The sequence below is a fragment of the Amycolatopsis sp. NPDC104587 genome, assembly GCF_055583645.1.
In genome coordinates, this window is sequence record NZ_JBVJNO010000008.1 from 509,895 (window position 1) to 524,624 (window position 14,730).

Below are 14,730 nucleotides of genomic sequence, written 5' to 3' on the forward strand. Positions count from 1 at the left end.
TGGGCCCGGCAACACCGGACCCCTCCATGCCTGTCCGATCCCCCGCGGGTGCCCCCCCCCCCCCGCCCCCCCCCCCCCCCCCCCCCGCGGTGACTCAGTCCAGGGGCAGGTTGAGCAGGGCGTTCTCGACCAGCTCCGGCATCGCCGGGTGGATCCAGTACTGGCCGCGCGCCATGCTCCGCGCGTCCAGGCCGAAGCTCATCGCCTGGATCAGCGGCTGGATGACGCTCGACGCCTGCGGCCCGATGATGTGCGCGCCGAGCAGCTGCCCGGTCGCCGGGTCGGCCAGCAGCTTCGCGAAGCCCGTCGTGTCTTCCATCGCCCAGCCGTACGCGATGCCCGCGTAGTCCTGCTTCGAGGTCACGTAGGAGACGCCGAGCTTGCGCGCCTTCTGCTCGGTGAGGCCCACCGAAGCGACCTGCGGGTGGGTGAACACCGCGTGCGGCACGAACCGGTGGTCGGCCTTGATCCGCTCGTCCGGGTGCAGCAGGTTGTGCTGCACCACCCGGGATTCGTGGTTCGCGACGTGCTTCAGCTCGTGCGGCGAGGACAAGTCGCCGAGCGCGTAGATGCCTTCGACGACGGTCTCCTGGTGGTCGTCGACCACGACGTGCCCACTGTCCATTGTGGTCACTCCGGTGGCGGCGACGTCGAGCAGGTCCGAGTTCGGCTTCCGGCCGGTGGCGACCAGCAGCAGGTCGGCTTCGACGGTCTCGGCGCCCTGCGGGCCTTCGAGGTCCAGCGCGACGCCGCCGGCCGTCTTGCGCGCCCGCACGGTCTTGCGTTCGAGACGGACGTCGAAGCGTTCCGACGCCAGTTCGGTGAAGCGCGCGCTGACGTCCTCGTCTTCGCCGCGCAGCAGCCGCGCGGACCGGTTGACCAGCGTGACCCGCACCCCGAAGGACGCGAAGACGTGCGCGAACTCGGCCGCGATGTACCCGCCGCCGAGGATGACGATCCGCTCGGGCAGCTCGTCGAGCCGCATCACGGTGTCGGAGGTGTGGTAGCCGGTGTCCTCGATGCCGGGGATCTCGGGGATGACCGGACGTCCGCCCGCGGCGAGCACGAACTTGTCGGCGGTCAGCACCTCGTCGGGACGGCCGTCGGGGAAGCTGACGCGCAGCTCCTTGTGCCCGGTGAAGCGGCCGGTGCCCTCGTAGACGTCGACGTTCTTGTTGTCCTCGTGGCTGCGGCGGTACTCCGCGCCCCCGGCGGCGATCGGGTCGATCCGGCCGAAGATGCGGTCGCGGATGTCGCGCCAGCGCACACCCTTCAGCTCTTCGTCGACTCCGTACTTCGCGCTGTGCGAAGGCGTGTACGCGACGTCGGCGGCGTACACGAACATCTTCGTCGGGATGCAGCCGACGTTCAGGCAGGTGCCGCCGAAGGTGCCCTTCTCCACGATCGCCGTCTTCTTGCCGGCGAAACCGGGCCCGAGGATCGAGTTCCCCGATCCCGTCCCGACGATCACCAGGTCGTAGTGGGGCACTTGCATCCTCCGCGGGGGTTCGGTCCGGTCGGTTCACCCTAGCCAACCGCCTGCGCGAGGCGGGTGTTCCCGGCTGTGCTTAACGTCGTATTACGTGCTCAGTGTCCGTTGCCGGTGAAGTGCATCCGGTCCTTCGGGCTGGTCCAGGCCCCGCCCCAGCTCCACCCGATCGCCGCGAACGCCCGCACGGTCGCGTCGCCGGCCAGGACCATGCCCGGACGGCGGTTCGCGCGGTCCAGGTAGGCCGACGCCAGCTCGGGCAGCACGAGCTTGCCCTGGGTGTAGGGGTTGCAGAACGGGTTGACGTCCACCGCGAGCCCGTAGGCGTGCGCCGACCAGGACGTCTGCCCGCGGGCCGGGCGGCAGACGAACGCGCTGGTCGAGTTGCCGTCGCCGGTCGGCGGCGCGGTGAGCTCGGCCGGGCTGGTCACGCGCATCTCCTCCAGCGGGAAGCGCGCCGCGAACAGCTGTCCGAAGACCTTGGTGATCCCGGCGGCGCCGGTCGTGTTGACCAGCATTTCGCCGGTGTGCGCGCGCCCGTCGAAACCCCAGAACGACATCGTCAGGTAACGCAGGTCGGTCGCCTTGACCGGGCAGGCGGGCTGCCAGGTGCTGCGCGCGAGGACGGCGGCGGGCACCGCGCTGATCGTCGAGGCGTACCGGCCGCCGGACGGGGGCGGAAGGAGGTCTTTTGTCGGAAGTGCCCGGTTCACCAGTTCGGGTGGTGTCGGTTCGACCGCGCCGAACCCGTCCGGGCCGACGGGGAGGGGCCGGGCACCCACCTGCCAGGTGACGGCGGGCGCGCTCGACGGCTTCGGCGGCACCGAAGTCACCGGAGCGGGGGGTTTGGACACGGTCGTCGAGAACGGCGTCGCGGCCACCGGCTGCGGGGTGGAGGGGACTTCCGACGTGCAGGCGCCCAGGGTGAGGGTCATGACCGCCCCGGAGACCACCGCCGCTGTCCGTCGCATCCGTCCAGCCTGACAGAAGCTTTGGGTGAGCGCGGAGTCCACCCGTTTCAGTGACACCGTTTCGGGCCCACTCCGATTAGGGTATTCAGCGCCACTCGTTCACGCACCGGAGTCATCCGGGTGCCGAGTGTTCTGTCTTGTGCTGCTGTGAAGAGGGGAACGTCCCATGTCCGTGAAGTCCCGTCGATCCCTGCTGCTCGCGTGCGGCGCGTTCCTCGCGGTCACCGCCGTGGCCGTCCCGGTGGTCGTCGGCACGGCGTCGGCGGACCCGGCGTCGGCCAACCAGCCGCGGATCGTGGGCGGCGACAAGGCGTCCCTTTCCGACCACCCGTACGCGGTCTACCTGACCGACGCGGGCGGCAACCAGTTCTGCGGCGCGGTGATCGTCAGCTCGACGGCGGTCGCGACGGCCGCGCACTGCGCCAAGGCCGTGAGCAAGCAGGACGTCCGCGTCGTGGCCGGCCGGGAGGACAAGCGCACCGACGACGGCGAGTCGCTGGGCGTCTCGAAGGTCTGGATCAGCACCGGGTACAACGACCCGACGCAGGGCGACGACATCGCCGTGCTGACCGTCCGCGGCCAGCTCGACTACCGGCCCGCGAAGCTGCCGGACAGCGAGGACGTGTACCGCACCGGCACGAAGGCGACGGTGCTCGGCTGGGGCCGGGTCGCCGACGGCGGCGCCCGCTCCGACTACCTGCGCAGCGCCCAGGTGCCGCTGGTCTCGGACTCGGACTGCAGCGCCGACTACAACGTCTACAACAGCAAGTCGATGGTCTGCGCCGGGTACGCCGACGGCGGCATCGACGCCTGCCAGGGCGATTCGGGCGGCCCGCTCGTCGTGGGCGACACGTTGATCGGGATCGTCTCGTTCGGCGACGGCTGCGGCAAGGCGGGCAAGCCGGGTGTCTACACCCGCGTCTCGGCCTACGTCGACGACATCCGGGCCCAGGCCAAACAGCGCCTCTTCTGAGCGTGGTAAGCAGGGGTATGCCGACCCTGCACGACGCGTCCGGACCCGAGCTCACCGCCGCCCAGCTGCACGACATCCTCCGCCTGCGCGTGGACGTGTTCGTCGTGGAGCAGAAGGCCGCCTACCCCGAGCTCGACGGCCGTGACCTGCGGCCGGACACCCGCCACCTGTGGTTCGAGGACGCCGGCGGCGTCACCTCGTACCTGCGGGTGCTCGCCGACCCCGGTGGTGTCCGCCGCATCGGACGGGTGGCCACGGCCGCGACCGCCCGCGGCCAGGGCCTCGCGGCCCGGCTGATGGACGCGGCCCTCACCACCCCCGGCGAGTACGTCCTGGACGCGCAAACGTACGTCCAGGGTTTCTACGCGCGCTACGGCTTCGTCGCGGAAGGCGCCGAGTACACCGACGAAGACGGCATCCCGCACATCACGATGCGCCGCCTCCCGCGGTAAGGCTCAGGCGGTCGCGCCCCGCGGCGCGGTCGCCGTGATCACCTTCACCGCACGGTCCACATCGGACTCCGTGAGGTCGGCCCGCGCGGTCAGCCGCAGCCGGGAAACCCCGTCCGGCACCGACGGCGGCCGGAAGCACCCGACCCGGATGCCCTGCTCGGCACACGCCGCCGCCCACGCGACGGCCGTCTCCGCCGACGGCGCCTGGATCGAGATGACGGCGGCGTCCGGCACACTCGCCTTCAACCCCGCCGCCTTCAGCGACATCGCGAGGTTTCCCGCGTTCTCGAGGACCTTCTCCGCCAGCCCCGGCTCTTCCTTGAGCGCGTGCAACGCGGCCAGTGCGGCGGCCGCGCTCGCCGGCGCCAAAGCGGTGTCGAAGATGAAGCTGCGCGCCGTGTCCACGAGGTGCTTGATCACCCGGCGCGGCCCCAGCACCGCGCCGCCCTGCGCGCCGAGGGACTTCGACAGCGTCAACGTCGTGACGACGTCGGGCGCGCCCGCGAGCCCGGCCGCGTGCACCGCGCCACGGCCGCCTTCGCCGAGGACGCCGAAGCCGTGCGCGTCGTCGACCAGCATCGCCGCGCCGTGCCCACGGCAGATCCCGGCCAGCTCGGCCAGCGGGGCGAGGTCACCGTCGACCGAGAACACCGAGTCCGTCACCATCAGCGCCCGCGGCTTGCGCCGGGTCGCGAGCGCGTGCTTGATCGCCGACGGCGACCCGTGCGCGACCGCCGCGACGTCCGCCCGGGACAGCCGGCAGCCTTCGATCAGCGACGCGTGGATGTACTTGTCGGTGACGATCGCCGCTTCGGACCCCGAAAGCGCCGTCACCGCGCCGAGGTTCGCGGCGAACCCGGACGAGAATACGAGCGCCGCCTGCGTGCCGCAGAACCGCGCGAGCTCCATTTCCAGCTCGGTGTGCAGCTCCGTCGACCCGGTGACCAGCCGGGACCCCGTCGAGCCGGCGCCCCAGCGGAGCGCGGCGGCCGCGGACGCCCCGGCGACCCGCTTGTCACGCGCCAGCCCGAGGTAGTTGTTGCCGGCCAGGTCCAGCTCGTCGCTCTGCGCGGGACGCGGCCGCAGCTGCCGCACGAGCCCCGCGCTCGCCCGCTTCTCCGCCTCGGTGTCGAGCCAGTCGAAAACCTCTTCGGGCGGGAGCGTCGGCGGCGTAGTCACGTCCCGCAGTCTCGCATCCGGGCCCGGCACAACGGGGAAGCGGGCCCGGAAACGCCGGAAGCCCCGGACCACGAGGGTCCGGGGCTTCCGAAGGGAAAACTCAGCTGTCGTAGCCGCGACGCGGGCCACGGCTCGGGCGGCCGTAACCGCCGCCGTTGCCCGAGCGGGGCTGACGGCCGCGGCCGCCGAAGCCGCCGGGACGGCCGCCTTCGCGCGAACCCTGGTAACCGCCGCGGTCGCCACCGCGGTCACGGTCGCCGCCGTAGCTGCTGCCGCCGCGCTCGCCCTGGCTGCCGCGGTCACCGCGGTAACCACCGCGGCTCGAGCCGCCGAAGCCGCGGTCGCCGCGGAAGCCACCGCCGCCGCGACGCGGGTTCTCGCGCCGCCGCTCGATGACCGGCTCGCCGCTGGGCTCCTGGGCACCGGTGATGCGCGACAGCGCCTCGTCACCCGGACGGACCATCGTGGACTCGGCGCGCACGCCGGCCCGGTCGGTCATCCGCTTGACCATGCGGCGCTGGTCGTTGGTGACCAGCGTGACGACGACACCGGACGCCCCGGCGCGCGCCGTGCGGCCCGCGCGGTGCAGGTAGTCCTTGTGGTCGGCCGCCGGGTCGACGTGCAGCACCAGCGAGATGTCGTCCACGTGGATGCCGCGCGCCGCGACGTCCGTGGCGACGAGCACCGGCGAGTGGCCTTCCTTGAAGTCCGCGAGGACGCGGTTGCGCTGCCCCTGCGTCTTGCCGCCGTGCAGGGCCTGCGCGTTCACGCCCTGCTCGCGCAGCCGCTCGGTGAGGCGGTCGACGTGGTGCTTGGTCCGCACGAACATGATCGTGCGGCCCTCGCGGGCGCCGATCTGCGTGATGACGTCCTGCTTGTCCTGGTGCGACACCTGGAGCACGTGGTGGTCCATGGTGTCGACGCTCGCGGTCGACGGCGCGACCGAGTGCGTGACCGGGTCGCTCAGGTACTGGCGGACCAGGCGGTTGACGTCACCGTCGAGCGTCGCCGAGAACAGCAGGCGCTGCCCACCCGGCGGGGTGAGGTCCATGATCTCGCGGACCTGCGGCATGAAGCCCATGTCGGCCATCTGGTCGGCCTCGTCGAGGGCGATGAAGTTGCAGTCGCCCAGGTGCGCGGTGCCCTGGCGGACGTGGTCCGACAGCCGGCCCGGGGTGGCGATCAGCAGGTCGACGCCGCGGGAGAGGGCGTCCGCCTGACGGGCGAAGGCCATGCCGCCGACGGCCGTGCGGCACCACAGGCCGAGCGACTTGGCCAGCGGGGTCAGCGAGTCGGCCACCTGCATGGCCAGCTCGCGGGTCGGGACCAGGATCAGCGCGCGGGGGCGCTTCGGGCGGGCCTTGCCGCCGTCGAGCCGGGCCAGCATGGCCAGGCCGAAGGCGAGGGTCTTGCCGGAGCCGGTCTGGGCGCGGCCCAGCACGTCACGGCCGGCCAGCGCGTCCGGGATGGTCGCGGACTGGATCGGGAACGGGGTGGTGATGCCGGCGTCGGCGAGCGCGCGGAGCAGCGGCTCCGGCAGGCCCAGCTCGGCGAAAGTCCTGGTCGCGACCGTCTCGACCGCGTCGTCACGCAGCATGTTGTCCCCACCGGCGGGACGCTGGCGCGGCCGGCGGTCGGGACGGCCCGCGTGCGCGGACGTCGAGGAAGGACCAGAGTTGAACGTGACTGTCACAAATGCCTCTCGGACGTGGTTCGTCGCAAGGAGGCCCGGGCTCCCCGCGCGCAGGCAGGGCAAGATGGTGTGCGGTGGGCGTTCACAAGGACGGACCCGGCACACTGTGTCTTGCGCTTTCCGACACTGCGCGCCGCTGGGGGGTTACGGATCACCGCGAGCCATTCGGTGGCTCTGGAGGCGACGGACACCAACTCATCCACGCCGCCGGTTGCGGTCTGTACATACTGTACCCGAGCCGGAGCTGGGACTACGCATCGAGGTCACCGGTTGTGGGCGGCGTCGCAGACGTGTTCCGCGCCACATCCGCGCCGCCGCCCCGCGATCACCCGAGCCCGGCCGTCGCCACCAGCTCCGCCAGCAGCTCATCGGTCCTGGTGACGTCCTCGCCGAGGCCCCGGCCGTGGAACCAGCCGGCCAGGTTGCGCACGTCCCGCGCCAGGAACTCGACCCCGCCGGGGTTGGCCACGACGTCGACCACCTGGGGCAGGTCGATCACCACCAGCCGGCCCCGGTGCACGAGCACGTTGTACGCCGAAAGGTCGCCGTGGGCGAGCCCCTCGGACGCGAGCAGCTCGAGCGCCGCGGTCGCCTGGTGCCAGAGGTCTGTGAGCTCCTCCGGGTCCGGGCGTGCCTGGGCCAGTCGGGGCGCGGCCGTCCCGTCGTCCTCGCCGACGAACTCGAGGAGCAGCTCGGTGCCGTTGCGCTGCACCGGGTACGGGACCGGCGCGCCGAGCGTCCACAAGCGACTCAGGGCGGCGAACTCCGCGACGGCCCACTGTTCGGCGATGAGGTTGCGGCCGAACGCCGTGCGGTGCTCGATCGCGCGCATCTCGCGGGAGCGGCGCATCCGCCGCCCTTCGAGGTACCCCGCGTCGCGGTGGAACAGCTTGTGTTCGTCGCTGCGGTAGCGCTTCGCGGCGAGCAGGGCTCCCGGCGTGCCGGGCAGGCCACGCCGCAAGAGGTGGACGTCGGCCTCCTTGCCGGTCTTGAGGACGCCGAGGTCGGTGTCGACCGCGGCGAGCTCGGTGACCACCCAGTCCGGCCGGGGGAGCGGGCCGTGTTCGGCGTCGTCCCAGGTGGACCAGCGGTCGGCGTCGTCGGGAAGCTGGTTTTCGGTGTAGGCGTCGTCGCGCAGCTTCGCGAGGCGGACGCGTTCGCCTTCGGTCAGCCGCCCGCTGCGGGTGGGTTCGGGGTCGTCTTCGAACCGCGCCGTCCGGCGGCGGGTGGTCCGGGGGTCTTCTTCGTCGAGCCGAGCTCGGCGGCGTCCGCTGCCGGCCGGACGGTGTTCGTCGAACAGGTCGAAGTCTTCGAAGTCGTGCTGGCGCACTGGTGGGGTTCTCCTTGGTCAGGGATGCCCCACCGGGCGCGTGGTCAGCCTCGGGGGGCGGGTGGGCGAGGGCGCGGAAGGGCCCGGACAGTCATCACGAGTCGCACCTCCTGCTCTTCCCACTCCGGCTCCCTGCCGGATGCGTTTCAGCTTGCCGGACCGATCCGGGGCCGCGCAAGCGAATAGCGCGAACGGACCGTTCGCGCCCTTTCCTTGTATTCGGCCCGCCGCCGTGGTCACGATGAACGGGCAAGCCGAGCGAGGAGGGGCGGATGGGTTCCTACGACGTCGTGGTCGTCGGTGGCGGTCACAACGGGCTGGTGGCGGCCGCGTACCTGGCGCGGGCGGGCCGGTCGGTGCTCGTGCTCGAACGGCGGGGCGAGACCGGCGGCGCCGCGGTGTCGTTTCGCGCGTTCGACGGGGTCGACGTCCGGCTGTCGCGCTACTCGTACCTGGTCAGCCTGCTGCCCAAGAAGATCATCGCCGACCTCGGCCTCGACGTGCGGCTGAAGCGGCGCCGGATGTCGTCCTACACACCCGCCGGCGACTCGGGTCTCCTTGTCGACACCGGCGACGACGCCCGGACGGCGGCGTCGTTCCGCGCGCTCACGGGGTCCACAGCGGACTTCGCGGCGTGGCAGCGGTTCTACGAGCTGACCGGGCGCGTCGCCGAACGCACCTTCGGCACCCTGACCGAGCCCCTGCTGTCCGAAGTGGACTTCCGGGACCGGGTCGGCGACGAAGAAGCGTGGTCGACGTTGTTCGAGCGGCCGATCGGCGAGTCGCTCACCTCGTGGTTCGGCGACGACACCGTGCGCGGAGTCGTGCTCACCGACGCGCTGATCGGCACCTTCGCCCCGGCCGGCGGCGCGGACCTGCGGCAGAACCGGTGCCTGCTCTACCACGTGATCGGCAACGGCACCGGCGACTGGGACGTGCCGGTCGGCGGCATGGGCGCGGTCACCGGCTCGCTCGCGGCGGTGGCGGCCGCGGCGGGGGCGCGCCTGGTGACCGGCGCGGAGGTGCTGTCGCTCGACCCGGACGGCGAAGTGCGCTACCGGCGAGACGACACCGAGCACGTCGTGCGGGGCGGGCACGTCCTGGCGAACGTCGCGCCGGCCACCCTCGCGCGGCTGCTGGGCGAGAAGCCGCCGGAGCGGCCCGAAGGCGCCCAGCTGAAGGTGAACATGGTGCTGTCACGGCTGCCGAAGCTGCGTGACCCGGCCGTCGACCCGGCCGAGGCGTTCGGCGGCACGTTCCACGTCAACGAAACCTTCGGTCAGCTGGAAACGGCGTACCGCGAGGCGGCGGCGGGGCGGATCCCCACGCTGCCGCCGTGCGAGATCTACTGCCACTCGCTGACGGACCCGTCGATCCTGGGCCCGGCCGAGCGCACGGCCGGCGCACAGACCCTCACCCTGTTCGGCCTGCACATGCCCGCGCGGCTCTTCGAAGGGCGCAACGAGGAGGCGCGCGAAACGGCGTTGCGCGCGACGCTGGCTTCGCTGAACAGCGTGCTCGCTGAGCCGATCGAGGACTGCCTGCTGACGGGGCCGGACGGGAAACCCTGTGTGGAGGCGAAGACCCCGCTCGACCTGGAGGCCGAGCTGGGCCTGCCGGCCGGGCACATCTTCCACCGGGACCTGTCCTGGCCGTTCGCGGAAGATCCAAGCCAGGTGGGCAGGTGGGGCGTCGAAACGGCGCACGAGCGCGTCCTGCTGTGCGGCGCGGGCGCGACGAGGGGAGGTGGTGTCAGCGGCATTCCGGGCCACAACGCGGCGATGGCGGTGCTGGACCTTCCCGGTCGGTGATCCCCAGTTGTTTTCCGCCGGCCCCCAGCCCTCTCCGGAGATCGCCGAGGGTGCGCGGCTCACCGCGCACTGCCGCGTGCCACTTCAAGATCGACCGCGCGACCGGCGAATGGTTCTTCCTGGAGGCCAACTCGATGCCGTGCTTCGAGGGCTACGACGAGCGAGCGGACGGCGCCATCTCCCGCGCGATCGTCGACTGGCTCACCACGCCGTGACGCGGGTTTCACGCCGACCGAAAGGGCAGTCAACCGCCGTGTTCGGCGCACAGGCAGCCGACGCCCGGCTCGATCCACTCCTGCCCGGCCCACTCCGGGTGCCGCTCCAGCAGCAGCGCCCGGACCTCGGTGACGATCTCCGCCTGCGCCATCGCCGAATCGCGTCGTCGCCAGGTCTCGTCGCGCAGCTCGCGCAGGTAGTCGCGGACGTCGGTGAGCACGGCGCCGCCGCCGACCTCTCCGTGGCCTGGGACCACCACCCGCGGCTCGTCCGCCACCAGCCGGTCGAGGACCGTGAGCCAGCCGACGCCGGAGACGTCCGCGTCGTGCGGCGGGAACCACGGGAAGATCGCGAACTGCCCGGTTTCGGCCAGGTCGCCGGTGAACAGGACCCCGGCGTCCGGCACCTCGACGACCTGGTCGCCCTTCGTGTGCCCACGGCCGGTCGGGCGCAGCCGGACCGTCCGGCCGCCGAGGTCGAGCTCGTGCGTGCCGTCGTAGACGACGTCGGGCGCCGGCACCCGGACGCCGTCGAGGCGCCGGGCGATCACCTCGCCGAGGCCGCGGAACATCTCCAGGTAACCCGCGCCCTTGGTGCTCAGGTCGTCCGCCTGGGCGCGGTTGACCAGGTAGGTGGCCTCGCCGGCGAACACCTGCGCGCCGAACGCGTGCTCGGGGTGGAAGTGTGTCGTGGTCAGGTAAAGGCGACGGCCCTTCGCCACTTCGGTCGCGAAGGCGAGGACCTCCGACGCGTTGGCGGTGCCGATGCCGGTGTCGACGACCAGGACGGCGTCCCGGCCGCCGACCACGCCGATGTTGGGCACCAGGTCGACGTGGTCGTTCGGGATCACGAGCAGGTCCGGGGCGAGCTCGCGGGCGCCGCCGACGCGGACGGCGGGATCGGTCAGTTCGGTCATGCCCCGATTCCACCGCCGGGGCGGCGCTCCCGTCCAAGACCGGTTGTGCGGAGCCGATACCCGGCGAATATCGTCGCCGGTCATGGAGCTACGCACGCTTCGGTACTTCGTGGCGGTCGCCGAGGAACTCCACTTCGGGCGCGCCGCCACGCGGCTGCACATGAGCCAGCCGCCGCTGAGCCGGGCGATCAAGCAGCTGGAGGCGGACATCGGCGCCGTCCTGCTCGTCCGGTCCGCCGCGGGAGTCGCGCTCACCCCGGCCGGGGCCGCGCTGCAGGCCGAAGCGCGGGCGCTGCTCGACCACGCCGACCAGGCGCGCGTGCGCGTGGCCGCCGCGGCCGGCGCCGCGACGCTCACCGTCGGCATCCTCGCCGACAACGCCGACCCGGGCGCGACGCGCCTCGCCGACGCCTACCGCCGCCGGCACCCCGAGGTCGAGGTCGTCGTCCGCGACGCCGACCTGACCGACCCGACCTGCGGGCTGCGCGCCGGGCTGGTCGACGTCGCCCTGACGCGCGGGCCGTTCGACGAGACCGGCCTGACCGTGCGGCAGCTGCGCGCCGACCCGGTGGGCGCGGTGCTGCGCGCCGACGACCCGTTGGCCCGCCGGGAAAGCCTGGTGCTGGCGGACCTGGCCGGCCGCCGCTGGTTCCGGTTCCCGGACGGCACCGACCCGGTCTGGCAGGCGTACTGGCACGGCGGCGAACCCCGCGACGGGCCGGTGGTGCGCGCCGTGCAGGAGTGCGTCGGGGCCGTGCTCTGGAACGGCACCGTCGGCCTGATGCCGCTGGGGCACCGGCCGCCCGGGGAGCTGGCCGTCGTGCCGCTGACCGACCTGGCGCCGAGTCCGGTGGTCGTCGCGTGGAAGGACGCCGGCCCGCTGGTCCGGTCGTTCGCCGGGCTCGCGACGGCCGCGTATCAGACGACCGGCGGCCGCCGGACGTCGTAGAGGTCCCAGTCCAGCTGCCAGAACGCGTCGATGCCGTGCTCGCGGATGTACTGGCGCTCGGTGTCGTGCACGGGGTAACAGCCGGCGATGCTGATCGGCGGGCCGCCGAGGTCGATCAGCGTGTACTGGTGCGCGTCCAGGCCCGCGGGCGCCGACACGGCGAACGCCGTCATGCCGGACTCCGGCGCGATCGGCTGCCCGAAGTCGATGGTGTCGCCGTAGACGAACGGGCAGGTGCCCCGCAGCTGCTCGGCGAGGTAGCCGATGGCCAGGGCCCACACCGGGTCGTCGGACCGGACGCTGATCCACAGCTCCGGTCTCACACCGTGCCAGTCGGGGTGGTCGGCCAGCGAAAGCCCGTACGTCGCGCCGGTCAGGTAGCGCGGTTCCGGCTCGTCGGCGTAGACGAACGCGATGACGTCGTCGAGCTCGGGGTGGGTGGACGGGATCGGCTGCAGGCGGGCCTCGGTGTCCCCGGTCAGGGTGTCGAGATGGGCGAAATACCGCTCGGCACGGCTCGGCATGGCGCGCAGCATACGACCCGCCCGTCGAGCCGCGGTGGTGCGCCGTTGGCCCGGGCGCGGCATTTTCGGGCAGGGTGGGGGACATGCGAGTGCTCGTGATCGGAAGCGGAATCGGCGGCGCGGCGACGGCTTGGCACCTGGCGGGCCGGGGCGCGGAGGTGGTCGTGGCGGACGCGGTGCGCCCGGGGACGGCCACCGAGGCCGGCGCCGGGATCGTCAGCCCCTGGACGTCGCGCTGGGAGGACGCGCTCTACCCGCTCGCGGCGGCCGCGGGCCGGTACTACCGGGAGTTCACGGCGGAGGTCGAGGACTCGTCGTTCGAGGTCGTCGGCGGGATGATCGTCTCGGCCGACGAGGCCGAGCTGGCCGAAGCGCACGCACGCCTGACGGCGCGGGCGGTGGACGCGCCGGAGATCGGCGAGATCCGGCGGCTCGACCCGGACCAGGCCCGCGAGCTGTTCCCGCCGCTGGCGCCCGGGCTGAGCGCGGTCCACCTGGCCGGCGCCGGCCGGGTCGACGGCCACCAGCTGCGTCGCGCGCTGCTGTCCGCCGCCGAGCGCCGGGGCGCGAAGTTCGTCGAGGGCGAGGTCGCCTTCCGGGCCGACGGGACGGTCGCGAGCCCGGCGGGCCCGCTGGAGGCGGACAGCGTGGTGGTCGCGGCCGGCGCGTGGAGCCGCGAGCTGCTGGCGCCGCTGGGCGTCGACCTCCCGGTGACGCCGCACCGCGGCCAGATCAGCCACTTCGACCTACCGGACACGGACACGGCGGCGTGGCCGGTGGTGCTGCCCCGCACGAGCCACTACCTCCTGGCCTTCGGCGGCGGCCGCGTGGTGGCGGGCGCGACCCGCGAGACGGAGGCGGGCTTCGACTACCGCGTGACGGCGGACGGCCAGCGCGAGGTGCTGGACAACGCGCTGACGGTCGCCCCGGGCCTGGCCGACGCGACCCTGGCGGAGACGAGGGTGGGCTTCCGCCCGGGCACCCCGGACGGCTTGCCGATCCTCGGCCTGCTGCGCCCGGGCCTGGCGGTCTCGACGGGCTTCGGCGCGGGCGGGCTGACGAACGGGCCGTTCGCGGGAAAGCTGGTCGCGGCGCTGGCGCTGGGCGAGGACCCGGGCTTCGACCTCAGTCCGTTCGCCCCGGACCGGTTTTGAGCGAACTCCGCCTTCGCCGCGCGACGGAGCCGGACATTCCGGCACTGCTGGCGATCCTCGACGGCGCGAGCGTTTGGCTCGGCGGGCGAGGGACCGACCAGTGGGCGGGTGCCCGCCGGCGCGCGGACGAGCTGCGCCCGGACCTCGCGACGGGCAGAGGTCGACGCGTGACAACTCCCGTTCGCTCAGGGCGTAAAAAACGCATCTTTCCTAGGGAAAGCTCCGCTTTGGGGCCCTCAAAACGGCACTTTCCCCGTGAAAGAGGCAGGCTCCGGCGCCCTCTTCGAACGGGCCGTCAGCCCTCCGTGACCAGCTCCAGCGCGTGGTCGCCGGTGCGCTCGACCGTCAGGCCCGCCTTCGTGACCACCTTCACCAGCTGGTCCACAGTGGACGGTTCCGCCCGCGTCTCGGCCAGCACCCGCGCCAGGCGGCCCTTGTACGCCTTGTTGAAGTGGCTGACCGTCACCCGCTCGCCGCGGGCGTTCTCCGTCACCACGCGGACCGTCACCGCGTCCGGGCGCAGCTTCGCGAACGCCGAGTACGTGCCCGACCGCAGGTCCACCACCAGCCCCTCGACCTGCTGCAGCACCGGCTCGAGAACCGGCTTCCACAGCCCGCGGACCGTCCCGACCGACGGCAGCGCGTTCCCGCCCGACAGCCGGTACGCCGGGATCGGGTCGGTCGCCGAGACCACCCCGAACACCGACGACGTCACCGCCAGCCGCCGGTGCGCCTTCGCCAGGCCCGCCTTCGTGAAGCTCTTCACGTCCAGCGCGTCGTACAGCACCCCGGTGTAGCGCCGCAGCGCCGGCATCGTCGGCGACGACCACAGCTCCGCGTTGCGCGCGACCTCCCCGGCCTGGCGCTCGGTGATGCCCAGTGCCGCGATGCTGGCCGGGACGTCCTGGGCCAGCTCGGCCAGCGCGTCGACGAGCTTCGCGCGGGTCGGGTTCAGCTCGGGGAACGACAGCGCGCCGAGGTCGAGCGCGCCGCCGCGGCCGCCGTCGGCCTTGGTTTCGGAAGGGGGGAGGAGCACCAGCACGCATCGAGCGTACTGGCCGCAAAACGGGGTG

Annotated in this window: 14 protein-coding genes; 6 read left to right on the forward strand and 8 right to left on the reverse strand. The window is 72.8% G+C overall.

Annotation, left to right across the window (positions count from 1 at the left end; genetic code table 11):
- Nucleotides 1-94 precede the first annotated feature (94 nt).
- Together ACZ61C_RS27475 and ACZ61C_RS27480 are read right to left on the reverse strand one after the other, a co-directional pair.
- A complete protein-coding gene (locus tag ACZ61C_RS27475; protein ID WP_465310691.1) occupies nucleotides 95-1,489 on the reverse strand; it encodes a mycothione reductase in 1,395 nt (464 codons plus the stop codon).
- A 98-nt stretch (nucleotides 1,490-1,587) separates the two neighbouring features.
- Nucleotides 1,588-2,460 carry a M15 family metallopeptidase gene (locus ACZ61C_RS27480; RefSeq protein WP_465310692.1) on the reverse strand — a complete coding sequence of 291 codons (873 nt, stop codon included), beginning with the start codon at nucleotides 2,458-2,460 and terminating at the stop codon, nucleotides 1,588-1,590.
- 166 nt (nucleotides 2,461-2,626) lie between these two features.
- On the opposite strand from ACZ61C_RS27480, the gene ACZ61C_RS27485 reads away from it, so the two are divergent.
- Entirely contained in the window at nucleotides 2,627-3,433 is an 807-nt protein-coding gene (locus tag ACZ61C_RS27485; RefSeq protein WP_465310693.1) for a S1 family peptidase, read from the forward strand.
- A 17-nt stretch (nucleotides 3,434-3,450) separates the two neighbouring features.
- The gene (locus tag ACZ61C_RS27490; protein WP_465310694.1) at nucleotides 3,451-3,885 is read left to right on the forward strand and encodes a GNAT family N-acetyltransferase; all 435 of its coding nucleotides are present in this window, start codon (nucleotides 3,451-3,453) and stop codon (nucleotides 3,883-3,885) included.
- Nucleotides 3,886-3,888: 3 nt separating this feature from the next.
- Here the strand turns inward: ACZ61C_RS27490 and ACZ61C_RS27495 are convergent, their stop codons facing one another.
- The 3 genes from ACZ61C_RS27495 to ACZ61C_RS27505 all read right to left on the reverse strand — a co-directional run bounded on the left by ACZ61C_RS27495 (nucleotide 3,889) and on the right by ACZ61C_RS27505 (nucleotide 8,087).
- Nucleotides 3,889-5,064: an 8-amino-7-oxononanoate synthase gene (locus ACZ61C_RS27495; RefSeq protein WP_465310695.1), complete on the reverse strand. Its 1,176-nt coding sequence runs from the start codon at nucleotides 5,062-5,064 to the stop codon at nucleotides 3,889-3,891.
- Nucleotides 5,065-5,164: 100 nt separating this feature from the next.
- Nucleotides 5,165-6,757, reverse strand: a complete 1,593-nt coding sequence (locus tag ACZ61C_RS27500) for a DEAD/DEAH box helicase (protein WP_465310696.1) — start codon at nucleotides 6,755-6,757, stop codon at nucleotides 5,165-5,167.
- A gap of 325 nt (nucleotides 6,758-7,082) precedes the next feature.
- Nucleotides 7,083-8,087 carry a serine protein kinase RIO gene (locus tag ACZ61C_RS27505; RefSeq protein WP_465310697.1) on the reverse strand — a complete coding sequence of 335 codons (1,005 nt, stop codon included), beginning with the start codon at nucleotides 8,085-8,087 and terminating at the stop codon, nucleotides 7,083-7,085.
- A 272-nt stretch (nucleotides 8,088-8,359) separates the two neighbouring features.
- On the opposite strand from ACZ61C_RS27505, the gene ACZ61C_RS27510 reads away from it, so the two are divergent.
- Complete coding sequence (locus ACZ61C_RS27510) at nucleotides 8,360-9,898, forward strand: phytoene desaturase family protein (RefSeq protein WP_465310698.1); 1,539 nt, start codon at nucleotides 8,360-8,362, stop codon at nucleotides 9,896-9,898.
- A gap of 50 nt (nucleotides 9,899-9,948) precedes the next feature.
- Nucleotides 9,949-10,113: a hypothetical protein gene (locus ACZ61C_RS27515; RefSeq protein ID WP_465310699.1), complete on the forward strand. Its 165-nt coding sequence runs from the start codon at nucleotides 9,949-9,951 to the stop codon at nucleotides 10,111-10,113.
- Between the two features lie 29 nt (nucleotides 10,114-10,142).
- Here ACZ61C_RS27515 and ACZ61C_RS27520 read toward each other — a convergent pair whose 3' ends face one another.
- Nucleotides 10,143-11,030, reverse strand: a complete 888-nt coding sequence (locus ACZ61C_RS27520) for an MBL fold metallo-hydrolase (protein ID WP_465310700.1) — start codon at nucleotides 11,028-11,030, stop codon at nucleotides 10,143-10,145.
- An 82-nt stretch (nucleotides 11,031-11,112) separates the two neighbouring features.
- Between ACZ61C_RS27520 and ACZ61C_RS27525 the strand changes: the two genes are divergently transcribed.
- Nucleotides 11,113-11,979 (forward strand): LysR family transcriptional regulator, encoded by an 867-nt coding sequence (locus ACZ61C_RS27525; RefSeq protein WP_465310701.1) that lies wholly within the window; start codon nucleotides 11,113-11,115, stop codon nucleotides 11,977-11,979.
- On the opposite strand, the gene ACZ61C_RS27530 is transcribed toward ACZ61C_RS27525, so the two are convergent.
- Entirely contained in the window at nucleotides 11,949-12,503 is a 555-nt protein-coding gene (locus ACZ61C_RS27530; RefSeq protein WP_465310702.1) for a suppressor of fused domain protein, read from the reverse strand. The two genes, ACZ61C_RS27525 and ACZ61C_RS27530, sit on opposite strands and share 31 nt — an antisense overlap.
- 83 nt (nucleotides 12,504-12,586) lie before the next feature.
- Between ACZ61C_RS27530 and ACZ61C_RS27535 the strand changes: the two genes are divergently transcribed.
- The gene (locus ACZ61C_RS27535; protein ID WP_465310703.1) at nucleotides 12,587-13,657 is read left to right on the forward strand and encodes an NAD(P)/FAD-dependent oxidoreductase; all 1,071 of its coding nucleotides are present in this window, start codon (nucleotides 12,587-12,589) and stop codon (nucleotides 13,655-13,657) included.
- A 295-nt stretch (nucleotides 13,658-13,952) separates the two neighbouring features.
- Here the strand turns inward: ACZ61C_RS27535 and yaaA are convergent, their stop codons facing one another.
- Nucleotides 13,953-14,699 carry a peroxide stress protein YaaA gene (gene yaaA, locus ACZ61C_RS27540; protein WP_465310704.1) on the reverse strand — a complete coding sequence of 249 codons (747 nt, stop codon included), beginning with the start codon at nucleotides 14,697-14,699 and terminating at the stop codon, nucleotides 13,953-13,955.
- Nucleotides 14,700-14,730 lie beyond the last annotated feature (31 nt).